Source organism: Streptomyces malaysiensis subsp. samsunensis (assembly GCF_024519315.1).
Taxonomy (GTDB): Bacteria; Actinomycetota; Actinomycetes; order Streptomycetales; family Streptomycetaceae; genus Streptomyces; species Streptomyces malaysiensis.
The window spans coordinates 124642-147818 of record NZ_JANIIC010000013.1 but is presented as its reverse complement, the minus strand read 5'-3'; the positions used below and the strand labels follow the sequence as shown (position 1 = coordinate 147818).

The following is a 23177-nucleotide window of genomic DNA, read 5'->3' as shown; positions in this document are numbered from 1 at the left end:
CGCCACTCCGCAGAACCGAGAGGACCGCTCCGCCATGTCCGACGCCGCCCGTACGCTCCGTCGACCCGTAAGCGCCGCCCAGTTGGGCGTGTGGGTCGCCCAGCAGCTGGACCCGGACAGTCCCCTCTACAACTGCGGCGCCTATCTGGAGATCGACGGCCCGGTCGACACCGGCGTCCTCGGAGAAGCGGTGCAGCGGGCCGTGGAGGAGACCGAGGCGCTGCGGTCGTACTTCACCGAGGACACCGGTCCCACTGAGCGCACCGGTCCCACCCAGGACACCGAGCGCACCGAGGACACCCGGCTGTGTCAGCTCGTCGTGCCCGCCGAGCCGACGTCTCTGCGCGTGCGCGACCTGCGCGAGGCGGCGGACCCGGAGGCCGCGGCGCACCGGTGGATGAACGCGGAGATGCTCAAGCCCTTCGACCTCGGCCGCGGCCCATTGAGCGATCAGACCTTGCTGCTCCTGGCCGACGACCGGTCCTTCTACTTCCACCGCTACCACCACGCCGTCCTCGACGCGTTCGGACAGACCGTGTACGGCGCGCGGGTCGCGGCCCTCTACACCGCCCTGCTCACCGGCACCGAGCCGCCCGCGTCCGGCTTCGCCACCCTGGACCGGGTGGTCGCCGAGGAGACCGGCTATCCGGGTTCGCGCCGCCACACCCGGGACCGGGCCCACTGGCTCGACCTGTTCGAGGAGATGCCCGACCCGGTGGCGCTCGCGGGCCGCTCGGCCGGCAGCACCCACAGCGGTTTGCGGCGCATCCTGGTCCTGCCGACCGACCTGGCCGATCGGCTCACCGCGCTGAGCGACCGGCTCCGGGTGCAGTGGCCGGCCGTCGCCATCGCGGCCACCGCCGTCCTCTACCACCGTATGACCGGCAGCACGGACCTCACCTTCTCGTTGCCCCTGGCAGGCCGCACCAGCCGGGTGTCCCTGGCCACGCCGAGCGCGATGGTGAACGTCCTGCCCATCCGGGTGGCAGCCACCCCGGGGAGCACGTTCACCGAGCTGGTCGCGTCGGTGTCGCGCTCGCTGGCCGATGTCATCAGGCACCAGCGGTTCCGGGGCGAGGAACTCGTCAGGGAGCTCGGGCTCTCGGGAGGCCGCCAGGCCCGCCTCGGCCCGACACTCAACGTGGTGGCCTACGTCGACGAGCTCCGCTTCGGCGACAGCCCCGCCACCCCCCACCCGCTGTCCTCCGGACCGGTCAACGATCTGAAGATCAACTTCTATGGCACGGCGGCCTCCGGCACGGGCATCCGCGTGGAGTTCGACGCCGACCCGGACCTCTACGACGAACGGGAGATCGCCGCCCACCAGGAACGGCTGGTGCGGGTGCTGGAGTGGGTCGCTGAGGATCCCGATCGCCGTATCGGTGATGTGGAGTTGTTGTCCGCGGTGGAGCGGGAGCGGGTGCTGGTCGGGTGGAATGGTGAGTCGCGGGGTGTGCGGGGTGTGTCGTTGCCCGTGCTGTTCGCGGAGCAGGTGGCGCGGACGCCGGATGCGGTGGCGGTGGTGTGTGGCGATGTGCGGCTGTCGTATCGGGAGTTGGATGCGTGGTCGAACCGGGTGGCGCGGTGGTTGGTGGGTCAGGGGGTGGGGGCTGAGTCGTTTGTGGGTGTGGTGTTGCCTCGGTCGGTGGAGTTGGTGGTGGCGTTGCTGGGTGTGGTGAAGGCGGGTGGTGCGTATGTGCCGGTGGATCCGGAGTATCCGGCGGAGCGCAAGGCCCACATCCTCGGTGATGCGCGGCCGGTGCTGGTCATCGACGATGTGGCGGCCCTCGCGGCGGCTGACGAGTATGCGGCCGAACCGGTACCGGCGATCACCGATCTCAACACCTCCGCGTATGTGATCTATACGTCGGGTTCGACGGGTCGGCCGAAGGGTGTGGTGGTTGAGCATCGTTCGGTGGGGGCGTATCTGGAGCGTGCGCGGGAGGTGTATCCGGATGCGTCGGGGACGGCGTTGCTGCACTCTTCGGTGGCGTTCGATCTGACGGTGACGGCGTTGTACACGCCGTTGGTGAGCGGTGGCCGGGTGGTGCTGGGTGAGCTGGACGAGCGGGCCGGGGAGTCTGGTCGGCCGTCGTTCATGAAGGTCACCCCCTCCCATCTGGGGTTGTTGGAGGCGTTGCCCGAGGAGGTGTCGCCGTCGGGGACGTTGATCACCGGTGGTGAGGCGCTGGTGGGGGAGGCGCTGGTGTCGTGGCGGGCCGCGCATCCGGATGTGACGGTGGTCAATGCGTACGGTCCGACGGAGGCCACGGTCAACTGCGCGGACTACCGCATCGAGCCGGGTGCCGCGGTGGCGGCGGGGCCGGTGCCGATCGGGCGGCCGTTCTGGAACACCCGCGCCTATGTCCTGGACGCGTCGTTGCGTCCGGTGCCTCCGGGGGCGGCCGGTGAGCTCTACATCGCCGGTGTGGTTCTGGCGCGAGGCTATTGGGACCGTGCGGATCTGACGGCGGAGCGTTTCACCGCCGACCCTTACGGCCCTGTGGGTGCGCGGATGTATCGCACGGGGGATCTGGCGCGCTGGAACGCCGATGGTCAGCTGGTGTATGTGGGCCGGGTCGATGACCAGGTCAAGGTGCGTGGGTTCCGTATCGAGCTGGGCGAGATCCAGGCCGTCATCAGCGGCCACCCCGATGTTGCGCGGACGGCGGTGGTCGTGCGGGAGGACCGGGCCGGGGATCAGCGGCTGGTCGCCTATGTGGTGGCGGACTCCGACGTTTCCGATGCGGGGTTGCGGGAGCATGCCGCGGCCCTGCTGCCGGATTACATGGTGCCGTCGGCATTCGTCGCCCTCCCCGAACTTCCGCTGACACCGAACGGGAAGCTGGACCGGCGTGCCCTGCCCGCGCCCGACTACGGGCCCGAGATGGCTATGGGCCGCGCCCCGCGTTCGCCCCGCGAGGAGATCCTGTGTGGTCTGTTCGCCGAGGTGCTGGGCGTGGAGTCGATCACCATCGATGACGACTTCTTCCGTCTCGGTGGCCACTCCCTGCTGGCGACCAAGCTGGTCAGCCGGATCCGTAGCGTGATGGGCGCGGAGCTGCCCATCCGGCAGCTCTTCGAGACCCCCACCGTCGCCGGCATCTCCACCCTCCTGGACCGGACGGCCCTCGCCACCTCCACCGCCCGCCCCGCCCTGACCGCGACCGCGCGCCCGTCCCGCGTCCCCGTCTCGTACGCACAGGCCCGCCTCCGCTTCCTGGACCTGCTGGGCGACGGAAGCACCGCCTACAACGCCCCCGGCGCACTGCGGCTGACCGGACCACTGGACCGGGAGGCGCTGCGGCTGGCGCTGGGCGATGTGGTGGCACGCCATGAGAGCCTGCGCACCGTCTTCGCCGAGGACGAAGAGGGCTTCACCCAGATCGTCCTGGAACCGCGCCACGCCGTGATCGACCTCGGCGTGCGGACGGTGGACGAGGCCCGGCTCGAGGCGGAGCTCACCGCCGAGGCCCGGCATGTCTTCGATCTGTCCCATGAACCACCGCTGCGGGTCACGCTGTTCGAACTGGGGCCGGACGAGCACGTACTCCTGCTGCTCCTGCACCACATCGCGGGCGACGGCTGGTCGATGCGGCCGCTGGCACGCGATGTGGCGACGGCGTACACGGCGCGCGTCGAAACGGGCGAGGCCCCGCGCTGGCAGCCGCTGCCGGTGCAGTACGCCGACTACAGCCTCTGGCAGCGGGCGGTCCTGGGCCAGGAGGACGACCCCGACAGCGAGCTCTCCCGCCAGCTCGCCTACTGGACCACGGTGCTCGCGGGCATCCCTGACGAACTCGCGTTGCCCGCCGACCGGCCGCGCACCGACGAGCTGACGCAGCGCGGCGGCCAGGACTCCTTCCACATCCCCGCCGAGCTCCATCAGGCGCTGTACGGACTGGCCCGCAAGACCCGCTCCAGCCTGTTCATGGTGTTGCAGGCGGGGCTCGCGGCGCTGCTGACCCGGCTCGGCGCGGGCACCGACATCCCCATCGGCACACCGATCGCCGGCCGTACCGACACGGCCGTGGAGGAACTGGTCGGGTTCTTCGCCAATACGCTGGTGCTGCGCACGGACACCTCGGGCGATCCGACGTTCAACGAGCTGATCGAGCGGGTCCGGGAGCGGAGCTTGGCGGCGTACGCACACCAGGACCTGCCGTTCGAGCGGCTGGTCGAGGTGGTCAACCCGGAGCGCTCGCTCTCCCGGCACCCGCTCTTCCAGGTGTCGCTGTCCCTCCACCACACCGACCCCCGGGCCACGGTCGCCGAGGTCGCCCGGCTGCCGCGGCTCGCCGTGGAGTTGCAGCGGCTGCCGATCGAGGACACCAAGTTCGACCTCAACTTCGAGCTGACCGAGCGGTTCGACGACGCGGGGAGGCCCATCGGCATCGCCGCCGACCTGGAGTTCAGCGCCGAACTCTTCGACCCGCGCACGGCCCGCTCCCTCCGCGAACGCTACCTGCGGCTGCTGACCGCCATGGCCGGGGAACCGGACCGGCGGGTCTCCGAGGCCGGGATACTCGACGCGGCCGAGCGTACGGCCGTCCTCGAGGAGTGGAGCGACATCCGGCGCCCCGGTGTCGCCGCTGTGCTGTCCCGCGTGGAACTGCCCGACGGGGTGAGCGGCACCCGGGTCCATGTGCTGGACGAGACGCTCCGCCCGGTGGCTCCCGGTGTCCCGGGGCAGCTGTACGTGGCGTACGAGGACGCGGCCCCGGCCGGCCGGGACGGCGCCGATGCCGCCGACGCCGGGCGGCCGCTCCCGTGCCCCTTCGACCACGGCAGCGTGATGCACCGCACGGGCCGAACGGCCCGCTGGTCCCACGACGGGGAGCTGCGGCTGGTCGGGACCCCCGCCGGGCGTCCGGGCGAGGTCACCGCGCCCGACCGGCGGACCGAGCCGTACCGTGCGCCGCGCTCCCCGCGCGAACAGATCCTGTGCACCCTCTTCGCGGAGATGCTGGGCGTCCCCTCCGTGGGCATCGACGAGGACTTCTTCGCCGGCGGCGGCCATTCCCTGTCCGCCGTACGGCTGCTCAGCCGGGTGCGCTCGGTGCTCGGTGTGGAGATCTCCATCCGCCGGCTCTTCGAGACCCCGACCGTGGCCGGTCTGTCCACGGTGCTCGACGAGGCGTCCGGCGCCCGGCCGCCCGTGACCCCGGCGCCGCGCCCGCCGCGCGTTCCGCTCTCGTACGCCCAGCAGCGGCTGTGGTTCCTGCACAACCTGGAGGGCCCCAGCGCCACCTACAACATCCCGGTCACCCTGCGGCTCGTCGGCACCCTTGACCGCACCGCGCTGCGCCTGGCGATAGGCGACGTCGTCGCACGCCATGAGAGCCTGCGCACGCTGTTCGCGCAGGAGACGGCGGAAGGGACCGGCGCGCGGCAGGTCATCCTGCCCGCCCGGCAGGCGCGACCGGAGCTGATCGAGGAGACGGTCGCCCCCGAGGAACTGGACGACAGGGTGCGGGCCGCGGCCTCCCACCCGTTCGACCTCACCCGTGAACTCCCCGTCCGCGGCCGGCTGTTCACCACCCACACCGGGGAGTGCGTCCTCGTCCTGGTGGTCCACCACATCGCGGGCGACGGCTGGTCGCTCGGCCCGCTGGCCCGCGATCTGTCGTCCGCGTACACGGCGCGCGTCGAAACGGGCGAGGGCCCGCGGTGGCGGCCGCTGCCGGTGCAGTACGCCGACTACACCCTGTGGCAGCGCGAGGTGCTCGGCGCCGAGGACGACCCGGACAGCGAGATCTCACGCCAACTCGCCCACTGGAAGCAGGCACTCGCCGGTCTCCCGGAAGAGCTGGAGCTGCCCGCCGACCGGCCCCGGCCACCGCGCCAGTCCCACCAGGGCGGACGCGTCACCTTCGAGGTTCCCGCGGAGCTCCACGCGGGCCTCGCCCACCTGGCGCGCGACACCCGGTCGAGCCTGTTCATGGTGGTGCAGGCCGCCCTGGCGACGCTGCTGACCCGCCTCGGGGCCGGTACCGACGTGCCGATCGGCAGCCCGATAGCGGGGCGCACCGACGCCGCCGTGGAGGACCTGGTCGGGTTCTTCGTCAATACGCTGGTGCTGCGCACCGACACCTCGGGCAACCCCGCCTTCACCGAACTCGTCGGCCGGGTACGCGAGACGAACCTCGGCGCCTACGCACATCAGGACCTGCCGTTCGAGCGGCTCGTCGAGGTGCTCAGCCCCGTCCGCTCGCTCGCCCGCCACCCCCTGTTCCAGGTGCTGCTGGGGTTCGACAACAATCAGGACGCCCTCGAAGTGCTGAGGCTGCCGGGCCTGACCATGGACGTACGGGCCCAGGAGACCGGACGCGCCAAGTTCGACCTCGCGTTCTTCTTCGACCAGACCTACGGGTCCGCGGGCGAGCCGACCGGTATGCACGCCGCGGTCGAGTACAACGCCGACCTCTTCGACCGGGAGACCGCTGACGGCTTCGCCGATCGTCTGCTGCGGGTACTCGAAGGCGTCGCGGCCGCCCCGGACCGTCCCATCGGGCAGCTCGACATCCTGACGCCCGCCGAAACCCGGCACATCCTGCGGGACTGGAACGGGACCTCGCACGAGGTGCCGCCGGAGACCGTGCCCGCGCTGTTCGAGCGGCAGACCGCCGAGGTGCCCAGGGCCACCGCGCTGATCTCCGAGGGCACCACCCTCGCCTACGAGGAGCTCAACGCCCGGGCCAACCGGCTGGCCCGGCTCATGGCCGCCGAGGGCATCGGTGCGGAGGACGTCGTGGCGATCGCCCTGCCCCGGTCGGCGGAGATGATCGTCTCCCTGGTCGCCGTCCTCAAGTCGGGCGCCGCCTACCTCACCCTCGACACCTCGGCCCCCGAGCAGCGGCTGCGCGCCATTCTCGACGACTGCGCGCCCCGCGCCCTGATCACCGACGCGGCCACCCGCCCCCTCCTGGGCACCGGCCAGGCCCGCTGCCTCGTCCTGGACGACCCGGCCACCGTACGGGCACTCGCCGACGCCCCGACGGCCGATCTCACGGACGACGACCGCGTACGCCCGCCCGACCCGCGCCACCCGGCGTACGTCGTCTACACCTCGGGCTCCACCGGGACCCCCAAGGGTGTGCTGATGCCCATGGCGTCGCTGATGAACCTGCTCGCCTGGCACACCGGCACCTACAGCGGCGGTGTCGGCACCCGCACCGCCCAGTTCCTCGCCGTCGCCTTCGACTTCGCGGTACAGGAGATCCTCCAGGCGCTGGTGGCGGGCAAAACACTCGTCCTGCCCGAGGAACACGTCCGGCGCGACGCCTACGAACTGGTCCGCTGGATCGCCCGCCACGGAGTCAATGAGCTGTTCGCGCCCACTTTGATGATCGACGCGGTGCTCGCGGCCGCCGAGGACCGCGGCGAACCACTGGACTCGCTCACCGACATCTTCCAGGGCGGCGAACAGTTCCGGCTCAGCGGCGAGCTGCGCCGGTTCTGCGCCGGCGACTGGCGCCACATGGCACACAACATCTACGGACCGGCCGAGACCCACGCGGCCACCTCCACCACGCTCCCCGAGGACACCGACGAGTGGCCGTCGTCCGCGTCCATCGGCCAGCCGCTCTGGAACGCACAGGTCCATGTGCTCGACGCACATCTGCGGCCGGTGCCGCCCGGTGTGCGCGGCGAGCTCTACATCGGCGGCGCCCAGCTGGCCCGCGGCTATCTGAACCGGCCCGGCCGCACCGCGGAACGCTTCGTCGCCGCCCCGTTCGGCGCCCCCGGCTCCCGGATGTACCGGACCGGCGACATCGTGTGCTGGAACCGCCTCGGGCAACTGGAGTTCCTGGGGCGCGCCGACGACCAGGTGAAGATCGGCGGTTTCCGCGTCGAACCCGGCGAGGTCGAAGCCGTGCTCGGCGACCATCCGGACGTCGACACCGCGGTCGTCGTCACCCGCGAGGACACCCCCGGGGTGACCCGGCTGGTCGCCTACGTCGTACCGGAAGGCGCCCACGACGAGGCCGACCTCGCCCCCACCCTGCGCACCCACCTCGAACGGCAGCTGCCGCACTACATGGTCCCGTCGGCCGTCACGGTCCTGTCGGAACTGCCCCTCACCGTCAACGGAAAGCTCGACCGGCGCGCGCTCCCCGCCCCCGTCGCGGACCGCGACGGCACGGACCGGCGGGGTCCGCGCACCGAGCGGGAGAAGACGCTGTGCGGGCTGTTCGCCGAGGTGCTGGGGCTGGACGGGGTCGGTATCGACGACGGCTTCTTCGACCTCGGCGGCGACAGCATCATGTCCATCCAGCTCGTCGGCCGCGCCCGGCGGGCCGGACTCGAACTGTCGGTCCGCGACATCTTCGAGCACCGCACCGTGGCCGCGCTCGCCGACGTCGTCACGGAGGTGGCGGGGACCGTCGCCGAGGAGCCGGGCGCCGGCATCGGCGAGGTGCCCCTCACCCCGATCGCGCACTGGCTGCTGCGGCGCGGTGCGGACGTGGACGGGTTCAACATGTCCGTCGTCCTCCAGACCCCCGCGGCGCTGCGCCTCGACACACTCACCCGATCCCTCCAGACCCTCCTCGACCACCACGACGCCCTGCGCGCACGGCTCACCTCCGGCCCCGAACGCCGACTGGAGACAGGGGCACCCGGCACGGTGGACGCCGCGCCCCTGGTACGCCATGTGCGGGCCACCGGACAAGGCGGCCGGCACCTCGACGAGCCCGCGCTCAATGCCCTGGTACGGGCCGAGAGCGAGAGCGCCAGGGACCGGCTCGACCTGGACCGCGGCACGGTCGTACAGGCCGTGTGGTTCGACCGTGGCACCGATACGCCGGGCCTGCTGCTCCTCCTCGTCCACCACCTGGTCGTCGACGGGGTGTCCTGGCGCATCCTGGTACCCGACCTCGCGGAGGCACACGAGGCCATCGCCGCCGGCCGCACGCCCGAACTCCAGCCCACGGGAACCTCACTGCGCCGCTGGGCCCAGCGGCTGACCGAGGAAGCGGCCGAACCGGCCTGGGTCGCCGACGCGGCCTGGTGGCAGGAGACACTGCGGAAGGCGGACCGCGGCCTCGGGCGGCGCGCGCTGGACCCCGCCCGGGACACCACCGCGGCCGCCGGACACATCAGCCTCACCCTTCCGGTGGGCGTCACCGAAGCCGTGCTGACCCGAGTGCCCGCCGCGTTCAACGCGGAGGTCAACGACGTCCTGCTGACCGCCTTCACCCTGGCCTGGGAACAGTGGCGGGGGGAGACCGGCCTCCTGCTCGACCTGGAGGGGCACGGCCGCGAGGAGCACCTCGTCCGGGGCGCCGACCTGTCACGCACGGTGGGGTGGTTCACCAACCTCTACCCCGTGCGCCTGGAGACCGGCGCCACCGACCTCGCCGACGCGTTCGCGGGCGGTCGAAGCGCGGGCGACATCCTCAAACGCATCAAGGAACAGCTGAGGGCCGTGCCCGACAAGGGCATGGGCTACGGCCTCGTCCGGCACCTCAACCCCACCACGGCCGAGGGGTTCGAGGGACTGAGGGATCCTCAGGTCGCCTTCAACTACCTGGGCCGCTTCTCCACCACGGCGGCCGGCCAGGATGCCGACTGGACCCCGCTCATCGGCATCGACAGCGTCGCCGGGGACCCGCCGCACCTGCCGCTCGCCCATGCGCTGGAGCTCACCGCCCGTACGCATGACGGTCCCCAGGGATCGCAGTTCGTCGCCTCCTGGACCTGGGCCGGCGGAATCCTCGACGAGGACGAGGTCCGCGAACTGGCCGATCTGTGGTTCCGGGCGCTCGAAGCCCTGGTGGCCCATGCCGAGAACCCCGAATCCGGAGGGCTCACCCCCTCCGATGTCTCCCTGTCCTCGATCACCCAGGACGAGATCGAGGCGTTCGAGGACGAACTCGGCGACCTGTTCGACGACATGCCGGACGACGAAGAGCCGGCCGCAAACGACGACGTACACGCTCCTGAAGACGAAGAAGAGGCCCGAAAGTGAGTCGCACCCCGCGGAAGATCGAGGACATCCTGCCGCTGGCCCCGCTCCACGAGGGCCTGCTCTTCCACAGCGTTTACGACCAGGGCGAACTCGACCCCTACGTCGTCCAGGCGGCCTTCGACATCGAGGGCCCGCTGGACACGGCCACCCTGCGCACCGCCGCCGAGGCACTCCTGGCCCGCCACGCCACCCTGCGCGCCGCCTTCCGGCAGCGCAAGAACGGCGACTGGGCGCAGGTGGTGATGCGCACCGTGCCGCTGCCCTGGGCCGAGACCGACCTGACCGCGCTGCCCGAGGACGAGCGGCCCGCGGCCGCGGCCGAGGCCATGGCCGCCGACCGGAGCACCCGGATCGATGTGACCCGGCCCCCGCTGCTGCGCTTCACGCTCATCCGGCTGGGCGCCTCGCTCCACCGCCTGGTGCTGACCAACCACCACCTGGTCCTGGACGGCTGGTCGCTGCCCGTCCTCATGGGTGAACTGTGCACGCTGTACGACGCCCACGGCGACGACAGCGCCATGCCCCGCGCACGCCCCTACCGCGACTACCTCACATGGCTGGCGGCACAGGACCGCGAGGCGGCCCGCGCCGCCTGGCGCGAGGCGTTCGCCGACCTCGCCGAACCCAGCCCGGTGGCACCCGGCGTCGCCCGCACCACGGTCGCCTCCGCCGAGGTCCTCGCCTCCTTCTCCCGGTCCGGCACCGCCGCCCTCACCGAGATCGCCCGGCGCAGCGGCGTCACCCTCAACACCGCCGTGCAGACCGCCTGGGCGATCACCCTCGGGCGGCACACCGGACGCGACGACATCGTCTTCGGCACCACCGTCTCCGGGCGCCCGCCGCAGATCGACGGCGTCGAACGGATGGTGGGCCTTTTCATCAACACCCTGCCCACCCGGATACGGCTCCGAGCCGCCGAGCCGTTCGCCGAACTCCTCACCCGCGTCCAGTCCGAGCAGACCCGGCTCACCCCGCACCAGCACCTCGAACTCGCCGAGATCCAGCGTGTCGTGGGCCACGGCGAGCTCTTCGACACCTCCATGGTGTTCCAGAACTATCCCGTCGAGCGCGCCGCCACCGTCGGCGAGGGCATCGCCTCCGCCGTCCAACTCGTCCCCAGCAAGGACCGCGAGGCCACCCACTACCCGCTGATGCTGGTCGGCTCCGCACGCGACACCATGCTGTTCAGGCTGAACCACCGGCCCGATGTCTTCGACGAGACCGCTGCCCAGCGGTTCCTGGACCGCTTCGTACGGGTCCTGCACGCCCTCGTCGCCGACCCGGAGCTGCCCGTCGGCCGGATCGATGTGCTGGACGAGGCCGAGGTCCGGTCGGTGTTGTGGGACTGGAATGACACGGTGTGTGAGGTGCCGGGTCGTTCGGTGGTGGAGTTGTTCGAGGAGCGGGTGGTCGGGGCGCCGGATGCGGTGGCGGTGGTGGCGGGTGGTGTGTCGCTGTCGTATCGCGAGTTGGATGTCCGGGCTGGGCGTTTGGCGGGGTTGTTGGTTGGGCGTGGGGTGGGTCCGGAGTGTTTTGTGGCGGTAGCGTTGCCGAGGTCGGTGGATCTGGTGGTGGCGTTGCTGGCGGTGTGGAAGGCGGGGGCGGCATATCTTCCGCTGGACACCGAGTACCCGGCCGACCGGCTCGCCTACATGCTCCAGGACGCAGCCCCGACACTCATCCTCACCACGGATGAGCTGGCGGATGTGGTGCCGGATGTGGACGACATCCCACGAGTGCTGCTGGACGCGCCGGAGACCGTCGAGGAGCTTTCCCGGACGGCGGGGGAGGGGCGGATCGCCTCTCGGGCGCTGTCGTATGCGGCGTATGTGATCTATACGTCGGGTTCGACGGGGCGGCCCAAGGGCGTGGTGGTGCCACAGGGGCCGTTGGCGAACTTCGTGGTGGCGATGGCCGGGCGGTTCGGGCTTTCGGGCGAGGACCGTTTGCTGGCGGTGACCACCGTGGGCTTCGACATCGCGGGGCTGGAGCTGTTCGTGCCGCTGCTCAGCGGTGCGGCGGTGGTGGTCGCGGAGCGCGATGTGGTGCGGGATCCGGCGGCGTTGTGCGGGCTGGCGACGGCTGAGCGGATCTCGGTGATGCAGGCCACGCCGAGCCTGTGGCGGGCGGTGCTGGCCGAGGACCCGGCGGTGCTGAGCGGTGTCCGGGTGCTGGTCGGTGGTGAGGCGCTGCCCGCCGATCTGGCCGTGGCGCTGGCCGAACGTGCCGAGTCGGTGACGAACATGTACGGACCGACGGAGACCACCATCTGGTCGACGGCCTGGCCGGTCACATCGGAGGCGGCGGCCGCGCCGCGTATCGGGCGGCCGATCGCCAATACCCGGGTGTATGTGCTGGACGGCGGGTTGCGACCGGTGCCGGCCGGGGTGCCGGGTGAGCTGTATATCGCGGGTGAGGGTGTGGTCCGTGGCTATCACGGGCGGTCGGGGCTGACCTCCGAGCGGTTCGTGGCCGATCCGTTCGACCGCACCGGCGGTGGGCGGATGTATCGCACGGGCGACCTGGTGCGGTGGACGGCCGAAGGCGAGCTGGAGTATCTGTCCCGGGTCGATGACCAGGTCAAGCTGCGTGGCTTCCGCATTGAGCTGGGCGAGATCGAGACGGTGCTGGCCGGGCATGACCGCGTGGCCCAGGCCGCCGTCCTCGTGCGCGAGGACCGGCCCGGCGACAAGCGGCTGGTCGCCTATCTCGTCCCGGCGGCGGATGGTCGCGTGCCGGGCGGCGCCGAACTGCGGCGTCATGTGGCCGAGCGACTCCCCGACTACATGGTGCCCTCCGCGTTCATGACCCTGGACGCCTTCCCGCTGACGCCCAACGGCAAGCTGGACCGGCGCGCCCTGCCCGCGCCCGACTACGGACCGGGCTCGACGGGCGGCCGGGCCCCGCGCTCCCCGCGCGAGGAGATCCTGTGCGGTCTCTTCGCCGAGGTGCTGGGCCTTGAGTCGGTCACCATCGACGACGACTTCTTCGGCCTCGGTGGCCATTCGCTGCTGGCCACGAAGCTGGTCAGCCGGATCCGCTCGGTCCTGGACGTCGAACTGGCGGTGCGACGGGTCTTCGAGGCCCCCACAGTCGCCGAGCTCGCGGCCGCGCTGGACGCGTCCGCCGCGGTGCGCTCGCCGCTACGGGCGGTGGAACCGCGCCCGGCGCGGCTGCCGCTGTCGCTGGCCCAGCAGCGGTTGTGGTTCCTGCACCAGTTCGAGGGGCCGAGCGCCACGTACAACATTCCGGTGGCGCTACGGCTGAGCGGTGAGCTGGACGAGCGCGCGTTACGACTGGCCCTGGGCGATGTGGTGGCGCGGCACGAGAGCCTGCGCACGGTATTCGCCGAGGACACCGATGGCCCGTACCAGGTGGTCCGGGACGCCGAGGCGGTCGAACTCACCGTGGTACGGACCGATGAGACGCGGCTGCGCACCGAACTCCTCGGCGCGGCCCGCCACGCCTTCGACCTCCGGTCCGAAGGACCGCTGCGCGTCCGGCTGTTCGAGCTGGCCGACGACGCGTACGTATTGCTGGTCGTCGCGCATCACATCGCGAGCGACGCGTGGTCGATGGGCCCGCTGGCCCGCGATCTGACCGGTGCGTACGCGGCACGGGTCGACTCCGGTGGGGCTCCCGGCTGGGAGCCGCTGCCGGTCCAGTACGCGGACTACAGCATCTGGCAGCGCGAGGTGCTCGGCGCCGAGGACGACCCCGACAGTGAGATCACCCGCCAACTGACCTACTGGAAGGCCGCGTTGGCCGACCTTCCGGAAGAGCTGCCCCTGCCGTTCGACCGCCCCCGCCCGGCGGCCGCCACCTACCGGGGCGACTCCGTCACCCTCGACCTCGCTCCGGAGCTGCACGAGAAGCTGACGCGGATCGCCCGTGACCGCCGGGCCAGCCTGTTCATGGTGGTGCAGGCGGCGCTGTCCGCGCTGCTCACGCGCCTGGGCGCGGGGACGGACATCCCCCTCGGCACCCCTGTGGCCGGCCGCACCGATGACGCGCTGGACGACCTGGTCGGCTTCTTCGTGAACACGCTGGTGCTGCGGACGGACACCTCCGGTGACCCGACGTTCGCGGAGCTGATCGAACGGGTGCGGGCGGGCGACCTGGAGGCGTACGCGTACCAGGACTTGCCCTTCGAGCGGCTGGTCGAGGTGGTCAACCCGGAGCGTTCGCTGTCCCGGCATCCGCTCTTCCAGACGATGCTCACGCTGAACAACACCGAACAGGGCGCGGAGACCGCGGTCGCCTCGCTACCGGGGCTGACCGTGGCGAACGAGCCGGTGGCCGTGGGCGGGGCGAAGGTCGACCTGTCGTTCCGGCTGGGTGAGCGGCGGGGCGATGGTCCGGACGGGGGTGTGGTGCTTGAGGGGGCTCTGGACTTCAGCACCGACCTGTTCGACCGGGCCACGGCCCAGCGCGTCGCGGAGCGTTTCGTCCGCGTTCTGACCCTGCTCGCCGAGGATCCCGAGCGTCGTATCGGTGATGTGGAGTTGTTGTCCGCGGTGGAGCGGGAGCGGGTGCTGGTCGGGTGGAATGGTGAGTCGCGGGGTGTGCGGGGTGTTTCGTTGCCCGTGCTGTTCGCGGAGCAGGTGGCGCGGACGCCGGATGCGGTGGCGGTGGTGTGCGGCGGGCGTGAGGTGTCGTACGGGGAGTTGGATGCGTGGTCGAACCGGGTGGCCCGGTGGCTGATGGGGCAAGGGGTGGGGGCCGAGCGGTTTGTGGGTGTGGTGTTGCCGCGGTCGGTGGAGTTGGTGGTGGCGTTGCTGGGTGTGGTGAAGGCGGGTGGTGCGTATGTGCCGGTGGATCCGGAGTATCCGGCGGAGCGCAAGGCCCACATCCTCGGCGATGCCCGGCCGGTGCTGGTGATCGACGATGTCGCGGATCTCGCGGCGGCCGATGCGTACTCGGATGAGCCGGTGGAAGAGGTGCGGGAGCTGTCGCATCCGGCGTATGTGATCTATACGTCGGGTTCGACGGGTCGGCCGAAGGGTGTGGTGGTTGAGCATCGTTCGGTGGGGGCGTATCTGGAGCGTGCGCGTGAGGTGTATCCGGATGCGTCGGGTACGGCGTTGCTGCATTCGTCGGTGGCGTTCGATCTGACGGTGACGGCGTTGTACGCGCCGTTGGTGAGTGGTGGCCGGGTGGTGCTGGGTGAGTTGGATGAGCGGGCCGGGGAGGCTGGTCGGCCGTCGTTCATGAAGGTGACTCCGTCGCATCTGGGGTTGTTGGAGGCGTTGCCCGAGGAGGTGTCGCCGTCGGGGACGTTGATCACCGGTGGTGAGGCGCTGGTGGGGGAGGCGCTGGTGTCGTGGCGGGCCGCGCATCCGGATGTGACGGTGGTCAATGCGTACGGTCCGACGGAGGCCACGGTCAACTGTGCCGACTTCCGGATCGAACCGGGGCAGACGATTGCCGGTGGTGCGGTGCCGATCGGGCGGCCGTTCTGGAACACGCGGGCGTATGTGCTGGACGCGGGGTTGCGTCCGGTGCCGCCGGGAGTGGCGGGTGAGCTTTATATCGCGGGTGTGGTGCTGGCGCGTGGCTACTTGGGGCGTGCGGATCTGACCGCCGAGCGGTTCACCGCCGACCTTTACGGCCCTGTGGGCGCGCGGATGTATCGCACGGGCGATGTGGCGCGCTGGAACACCGATGGCCAGCTGGTGTATGTGGGCCGGGTGGATGACCAGGTCAAGGTGCGGGGCTTCCGTATCGAACTGGGTGAGATCCAGGCTGTGCTGCGTGGTCATCCCGAGGTGGCCCAGGCTGCGGTGGTTGTGCGGGAGGACCGGGCCGGGGATCAGCGGCTGGTCGCCTATGTGGTGGCGGATTCCAACGTTTCCGATGCGGGGTTGCGGGAGCACACCGCCGGGTTGCTGCCGGACTATATGGTGCCGTCGGCGTTCGTGACCCTGGACGCGCTGCCGTTGACGCCGAACGGGAAGCTGGACCGGCGTGCGCTGCCCGCGCCCGACTACGGGCCCGAGAGGGCTGTGGGCCGGGCGCCGCGTTCGCGCCGCGAGGAGATCCTGTGTGGTCTGTTCGCCGAGGTGCTTGGCGTGGAGTCGGTGACCATCGATGACGACTTCTTCCGTCTCGGTGGCCACTCCCTGCTGGCGACGAAGCTGGTCAGCCGGATCCGTAGCGTCATGGACGCGGAGCTGCCCATCCGGCAGCTCTTCGAGACCCCCACGGTCGCGGGTATCTCCACCGCTCTCGCGACGGATGGTGTGCGTCGTCGTGTGGCCGTGGCCGATCCGCGACCGGAGCGGATCCCGTTGTCGTATGCCCAGCAGCGGCTGTGGTTCCTCAACCAGTTCGAGGGCCCCAGCGCCACCTACAACGCTCCGGTCGCGCTGCGGCTGACCGGCCATCTGGATCGGGACGCCCTGCGGCTGGCGCTGGGCGATGTGGTCGCCCGCCACGAGAGCCTGCGCACCGTCTTCACCGAGGACACCGACGGCTCCCGGCAGATCGTCCTGCCCGCCGACGAGGTGCGTACGGAGCTTCCGGTGGTCGAGACCGACGAGCGGCGGCTGGACGCGGACCTGGCCGAGGCGGCGGCCCGCCCCTTCGACCTCGCCGCCGAAACCCCCTTCCGTGCCGTGCTGTTCGCGGTCGCGGAGCGGGAGCGTGTACTGCTCGCCCTGACCCACCACATTGTCAGCGACGCGTGGTCGCGCACCCCGCTGGCGCGTGATGTGGCGGCGGCGTACGCGGCCCGTGTCACCACTGGTGAGGCTCCCGTGCGTGAGCCGCTGCCGGTCCAGTACGCGGACTACAGCCTCTGGCAGCGCGATGTCCTCGGTGACGAGTCCGACCCGGGCAGTGAGATCTCGCGTCAGCTCGGCTATTGGACCTCCGCGCTGGAGGGTCTGCCGGACCAGCTGGAGCTGCCGTACGACCGGCCGCGCCCGTCCGTGGCCACCTACCGTGGCGACCGCATCCCGTTCCAGGTCTCCCCGGAGCTGTACGCGCGGATCAGCGACGTGGCGGGGGAGGCGCAGGCCAGCCCTTTCATGGTGCTTCAGGCAGGGCTCGCGGCGCTGCTGACTCGGCTCGGTGGGGGTACGGACATCCCCATCGGCACGCCGATCGCCGGCCGCACCGACACCTCGCTCGATGAGCTGATCGGTGTCTTCCTGAACACGCTGGTGCTGCGCACGGACACTTCGGGGAACCCCAGCTTCGCCGAGCTCCTCGACCGGGTCCGGGAGACGGACCTCAGTGCCTACGCCCATCAGGATCTGCCGTTCGAGCGGCTGGTCGAGGTGCTCAACCCGGAGCGCTCGCTCGCCCGTCATCCGCTCTTCCAGGTGCTGCTGACCCTCGACAACACCGACTACCAGGGAGCGCTGGACTCGCTGGACGGCCTTCCGGGGCTCACCGCCGAGCGACAGCAGGTCGAGACGTCAGTGGCCAAGTTCGACCTCGCCTTCGGCTTCACCGAGGGCCATGACGAGGACGGGCAGGTGCGTGCGCTCAACGGTGTCCTGGAGTTCAGCACCGACCTGTTCGACCGCGCGACGGCCCACACGCTCACCGAGCGACTCATCCGGCTCCTGACCGAGGCCGTGGCCGAGCCGACCGCCCCCGTGTCCCGTGTCGATCTGCTGGACGAGGTTGAGGCGCGGTCGGTGTTGTGGGACTGGAATGACACGGTGTGTGAGGTGCCGGGTCGGTCGGTGGTGGAGTTGTTCGAGGAGCGGGTGGTTGGGTCGCCGGATGCGGTGGCGGTGGTGGCGGGTGGTGTGTCGCTGTCGTATCGCGAGTTGGATGTCCGGGCTGGGCGTTTGGCGGGGTTGTTGGTTGGGCGTGGGGTGGGTCCGGAGCGATTTGTTGCGGTGGCGTTGCCGAGGTCGGTGGATCTGGTGGTGGCATTGCTGGCGGTGTGGAAGGCGGGGGCGGCGTATCTTCCGCTGGACACGGAGTATCCGGCGGACCGGCTCGCGTACATGCTCCAGGACGCCACACCGGCGCTCATCCTCACCTCGGAGGAGTCGGCCGACCACCTTCCTCATGTCAGTGGCATTCCCCGTCTGCTCTTGGATTCCGCAGCCGTGCGGGCAGCGCTCGACGAGCGTGCCGACGTCGAGGAGGTACGGACGGCCACGGCTCCCGACACCTCCGCGTATGTGATTTATACGTCGGGTTCGACGGGGCGGCCGAAGGGTGTGGTGGTGCCGCAGGGGCCGTTGGTGAATTTCCTGGTGTCGATGGCTGGGCGTTTCCAGCTCACGGGCGAGGACCGTTTGCTGGCGGTGACCACGGTCGGGTTCGACATCGCGGGGCTGGAGTTGTTCGTGCCGCTGCTCAGCGGTGCGGCGGTGGTGGTGGCCGAGCGGGATGTGGTGCGGGATCCGGTGGCGTTGTGTGGGCTGGTGTCGGCTGAGCGGATCTCGGTGATGCAGGCGACGCCGAGTTTGTGGCGGGCGGTGCTGGCCGAGGACCCGGCCGTGCTGGGTGGTGTGCGGGTGCTGGTGGGTGGTGAGGCGTTGCCCGCTGATCTGGCGGTGGCGCTGGCGGGTCGGGCTGAGTCGGTGACGAATTTGTATGGTCCGACGGAGACCACGATCTGGTCGACGGCGTGGCCGGTGACCCCCGAGAGTGCGAGTGGCCCGCGTATCGGGCGGCCGATCGCCAATACCCGGGTGTATGTGCTGGACGCGGGGCTGCGACCGGTGCCGGTCGGGGTGCCGGGTGAGTTGTATATCGCCGGAGCGGGTGTGGTGCGTGGCTATCATGCGCGTCCTGCCCTGACCTCGGAGCGGTTCGTGGCCGATCCGTTCGGTGGTTCGTCGGGTGGGCGGATGTATCGCACGGGTGATGTGGTGCGGTGGACCGCCGATGGTGAGCTGGAGTATCTGTCGCGGGTTGATGATCAGGTCAAGCTGCGTGGTTTCCGGATTGAGCTGGGTGAGATCGAGGCGGTGCTGGCGGGGCATGACCGGGTCGGGCAGGCCGCTGTCCTTGTGCGTGAGGACCGGCCCGGTGACAAGCGCCTTGTGGCCTATCTCGTCCCGGCGGCGGATGCTGGCCTGGTCAGCGCCGAGGTGCGCGAATATGTGGCGGCCCAGTTGCCCGGCTACATGGTGCCGTCGGCGTTCGTCACGCTGGATGCTTTCCCGTTGACGGCCAACGGGAAGCTGAACCGCCGTGTGCTGCCCGCGCCCGACTACGGTCCTGAGGGCGCGGGAGGCCGTGCGCCGCGTTCGCCGCGCGAGGAGATCCTGTGCGGCCTGTTCGCCGAAGTTCTCGGCGTGGAGTCGGTGACCATCGATGACGACTTCTTCCATCTGGGCGGCCATTCCCTGCTGGCGACCAAGCTGGTCAGCCGGATCCGTACCGTCCTGGACGCCGAACTGGCCGTACGCCGCGTCTTCGAGGCGCCCACCGTGGCCGAGCTGGCGGCTGTGCTGGATGCGTCGGCGGTGGTGCGGTCGCCGTTGCGGGCAGTGGTGCCGCGTCCGGCGCGGTTGCCGTTGTCGCTGGCGCAGCAGCGTCTGTGGTTCCTGTATCAGTTCGAGGGTCCCAGTGCGACGTACAACATCCCGGTGGCGTTGCGGCTGAGGGGCCCGCTGGACGAGGGTGCGTTGCGGTCGGCGCTGGGTGATGTGGCGGCTCGGCATGAGAGCCTGCGCACCCTGTTTGCGGAGGACACAGACGGCCCGTACCAGGTGGTCCTGGACTCCGCAGACGTAGAACTGACGGTGGCCGCGACCGACCGGGAAGCGATCCACGAAGAACTTGGCCACGCGATACGGACTCCCTTCGACCTCACGAACGACGTGCCGTTACGCGCCTGGCTGTTCCAGCTCGGCGATGACGAGCATGTGCTGCTGCTCGTGGCACACCACATCGCGAGCGACGCCTGGTCGATGGGCCCGCTGGCCCGTGATCTGACGGCGGCGTACGCGACCCGCGTCACCACCGGTGACGCTCCTGGGTGGGAGCCACTGCCGGTGCAGTACGCGGACTACAGCATCTGGCAGCGCGAGATGCTGGGTGCGGAGGACGACACCGACAGCGAGATCACCCGCCAACTGGCGTACTGGAAGGCCGCGTTGACGGACCTCCCGGAGGAACTGCCGCTGCCCTTCGACCGGCCGCGGCCGGCGATCTCCTCGTACGAGGGTGACCGGATCACCTTCGAGGTACCGTCCGGCCTCCACGAAGAGCTGACGCGGGTCGCCCGCGAGCGTCGGGCCAGCCTGTTCATGGTGGTGCAGACGGCGCTGGCGACACTGCTGACGCGACTGGGCGCGGGCACGGACATCCCGCTGGGCACGGCCATCGCCGGGCGCACGGATGACGCGTTGGACGACCTGGTCGGCTTCTTCGTGAACACCCTGGTGCTCCGAACGGACATGTCAGGCGATCCCACATTCGCCGAACTGCTCGACCGCGTCCGCGGTAAGGACCTTGAAGCGTATGCCTACCAGGATCTGCCGTTCGAGCGGCTGGTGGAGGTGGTCAATCCGGAGCGGTCGCTGTCGCGGCATCCGTTGTTCCAGACGATGTTGACGTTGAACAACACGGAGCAGGGTGGGGTGTCGGCTGTTGCTTCGTTGCCGGGCCTGTCGGTGGCGGGCGAGCCGGTGGCGGCGGGGGCGGCGAAGTTCGATCTGTCGTTCCGGCTTGCGGAGCGTCGTGGTGAGGCGGATGGGGGTGTGGTGCTGGAGGGGGCGTTGGACTTCAGCACGGATCTGTTCGACCGGGCCACGGCGCAGGGCATCGCGGAGCGATTCGTGCGTGTTCTGACCGCGCTCGCTGAGGATCCCGATCGCCGTATCGGTGATGTGGAGTTGTTGTCCGCGGTGGAGCGGGAGCGGGTGCTGGTCGGGTGGAATGGTGAGTCGCGGGGTGTGCGGGGTGTGTCGTTGCCGGTGCTCTTCGGGGAGCAGGTGGCGCGGACACCGGATGCGGTGGCCGTTGTCGCCGGGGATCGTGGCTTGTCGTATCGGGAGTTGGATGCGTGGTCGAACCGGGTGGCGCGGTGGTTGGTGGGTCGGGGGGTGGGGGCTGAGTCGTTTGTGGGTGTGGTGTTGCCGCGGTCGGTGGAGTTGGTGGTGGCGTTGCTGGGTGTGGTGAAGGCGGGTGGTGCGTATGTGCCGGTGGATCCGGAGTATCCGGCGGAGCGCAAGGCCCACATCCTGACCGACGCGCGGCCGGTGCTCGTCATCGACGATCTGGCAGCCCTCGCGGCGGCTGACGAGTACACGGACACGCCGATTGAAGACGCCCCGAAGCTGTCGCATCCGGCGTATGTGATCTATACGTCGGGTTCGACGGGTCGGCCGAAGGGTGTGGTGGTCGAGCATCGTTCGGTGGGGGCGTATCTGGAGCGTGCGCGTGAGGTGTATCCGGATGCGTCGGGGACGGCGTTGCTGCACTCTTCGGTGGCGTTCGATCTGACGGTGACGGCGTTGTACACGCCGTTGGTGAGCGGTGGCCGGGTGGTGTTGGCGGATCTCGATGAGGGGGCGGTCGGTGTCGGCCGACCGTCGTTCATGAAGGTCACCCCCTCCCATCTGGGGTTGTTGGAGGCGTTGCCCGAGGAGGTGTCGCCGTCGGGGACGTTGATCACCGGTGGTGAGGCGCTGGTGGGTGAGGCGCTGGTGTCGTGGCGGGCCGCGCATCCGGATGTGACGGTGGTCAATGCGTACGGTCCGACGGAGGCGACGGTCAACTGCGCGGACTTCCGCATCGAGCCTGGTCAGGAACTTTCGAGCGGTGCTGTACCCATCGGGCGGCCGTTCTGGAACACCCGCGCCTATGTCCTGGACGCGCGGCTTCGGCCGGTGCCGCCGGGCGTGGCCGGTGAGCTGTATGTCGCCGGTGTGGTTCTGGCACGGGGCTATTGGCGTCGTGCGGACCTGACGGCGGAGCGGTTCACCGCTGATCCGTTTGGTCCGGCGGGTGCGCGGATGTATCGCACGGGGGATCTGGCGCGCTGGAATGCCGACGGTCAGTTGGTGTATGTGGGCCGGGTCGATGACCAGGTCAAGGTGCGTGGGTTCCGTATCGAGCTGGGCGAGATCCAGGCCGTTCTCGCCTCTCACAGGGAGGTCGTCCAGGCTGCGGTGATCGTGCGGGAGGACCGGGCCGGGGATCAGCGGCTGGTCGCCTATGTAGTGGCGGACTCCGACGTTTCCGATGCGGCCCTGCGGGAGCACACCGCCGGGTTGCTGCCGGACTACATGGTGCCGTTGGCGTTCGTGACCCTGGACGCGCTGCCGTTGACGCCGAACGGGAAGCTGGATCGGCGTGCCCTGCCCGCGCCCGACTACGGGCCGGAGAGTACGGAAGGCCGCGTCCCGCGTTCGCCGCGCGAGGAGATCCTCTGTGGTCTGTTCGCCGAGGTGCTTGGCCTGGAGTCCGTCACCATCGATGACGACTTCTTCCATCTCGGCGGCCACTCCCTGCTGGCGACGAAGCTGGTCAGCCGGATCCGTAGCGTGATGGACGCGGAGCTGCCCATCCGGCAGCTCTTCGAGACGCCCACGGTCGCGGGGATTGCCACCACCCTGGCGACCGACGCCGTTCGCCGTGGTGTGACCGTGGCCGATCCGCGCCCGGACCGCATCCCTCTCTCCTATGCCCAGCAACGCCTGTGGTTCCTGAACCAGTTCGAGGGCCCCAGCGCCACCTACAACGTTCCGATCGCGCTCAGACTGACCGGCCATCTGGACCGGGAGGCGTTGCGCCTGGCGCTGGGCGATGTGGTCGCCCGCCACGAGAGCCTGCGCACCGTCTTCACCGAGGACACCGACGGTGCCTACCAGGTCGTCCGTGCGCTGGGCGAGGCCGAGCCGGAGTGGACGACGGTGGAGACGGACCGGGCGAACGTCGAACGGGAGCTGCGCGAGGCCGCACGCCGTGGCTTCGACCTGTCGGCGGATTCCGGAGAACTGCCGGTGAGGGCAACGCTGTTCGCCCTCGACGGCGGCGACGAACACATCCTCCTGCTGGTCCTGCACCACATCGTGAGCGACGCGTGGTCCCGCGCCCCGCTGGCACGAGACCTGACGGCGGCGTACGCCACCCGTGTCACCACCGGCCGTGCCCCCGTGCGTGAGCCGCTGCCGGTCCAGTACGCGGACTACAGCCTCTGGCAGCGGGACGTCCTCGGTGACGAGTCCGACCCGGGCAGCGAGATCTCGCGTCAGCTCGGCTATTGGACCTCCGCGCT

The 23177-nt window shown here is 70.3% G+C and carries 2 protein-coding genes (1 of these 2 running past the window's edge); both read left to right on the top strand.

Annotated features, from left to right (window positions below):
- The first annotated feature begins 34 nt into the window (after positions 1-34).
- A complete protein-coding gene (locus NQU54_RS14100; protein WP_257631367.1) occupies positions 35-9973 on the top strand; it encodes a non-ribosomal peptide synthetase in 9939 nt (3312 codons plus the stop codon).
- Positions 9970-23177, top strand: the 5' portion of a protein-coding gene (locus NQU54_RS14095) for a non-ribosomal peptide synthase/polyketide synthase (RefSeq protein WP_257631366.1). It continues 7393 nt past the right edge of the window; the window shows 13208 of its 20601 coding nt (coding positions 1-13208); it begins with the start codon at positions 9970-9972; its stop codon lies off the right edge, out of view. The genes NQU54_RS14100 and NQU54_RS14095 overlap by 4 nt, the downstream gene beginning before the upstream one ends.

What these genes read in the sequence shown, in the direction of transcription:
- NQU54_RS14100 (WP_257631367.1), top strand. Translation starts at nt 35, where the DNA reads ATGTCCGACGCCGCCCGTACGCTCCGTCGACCCGTAAGCGCCGCCCAG.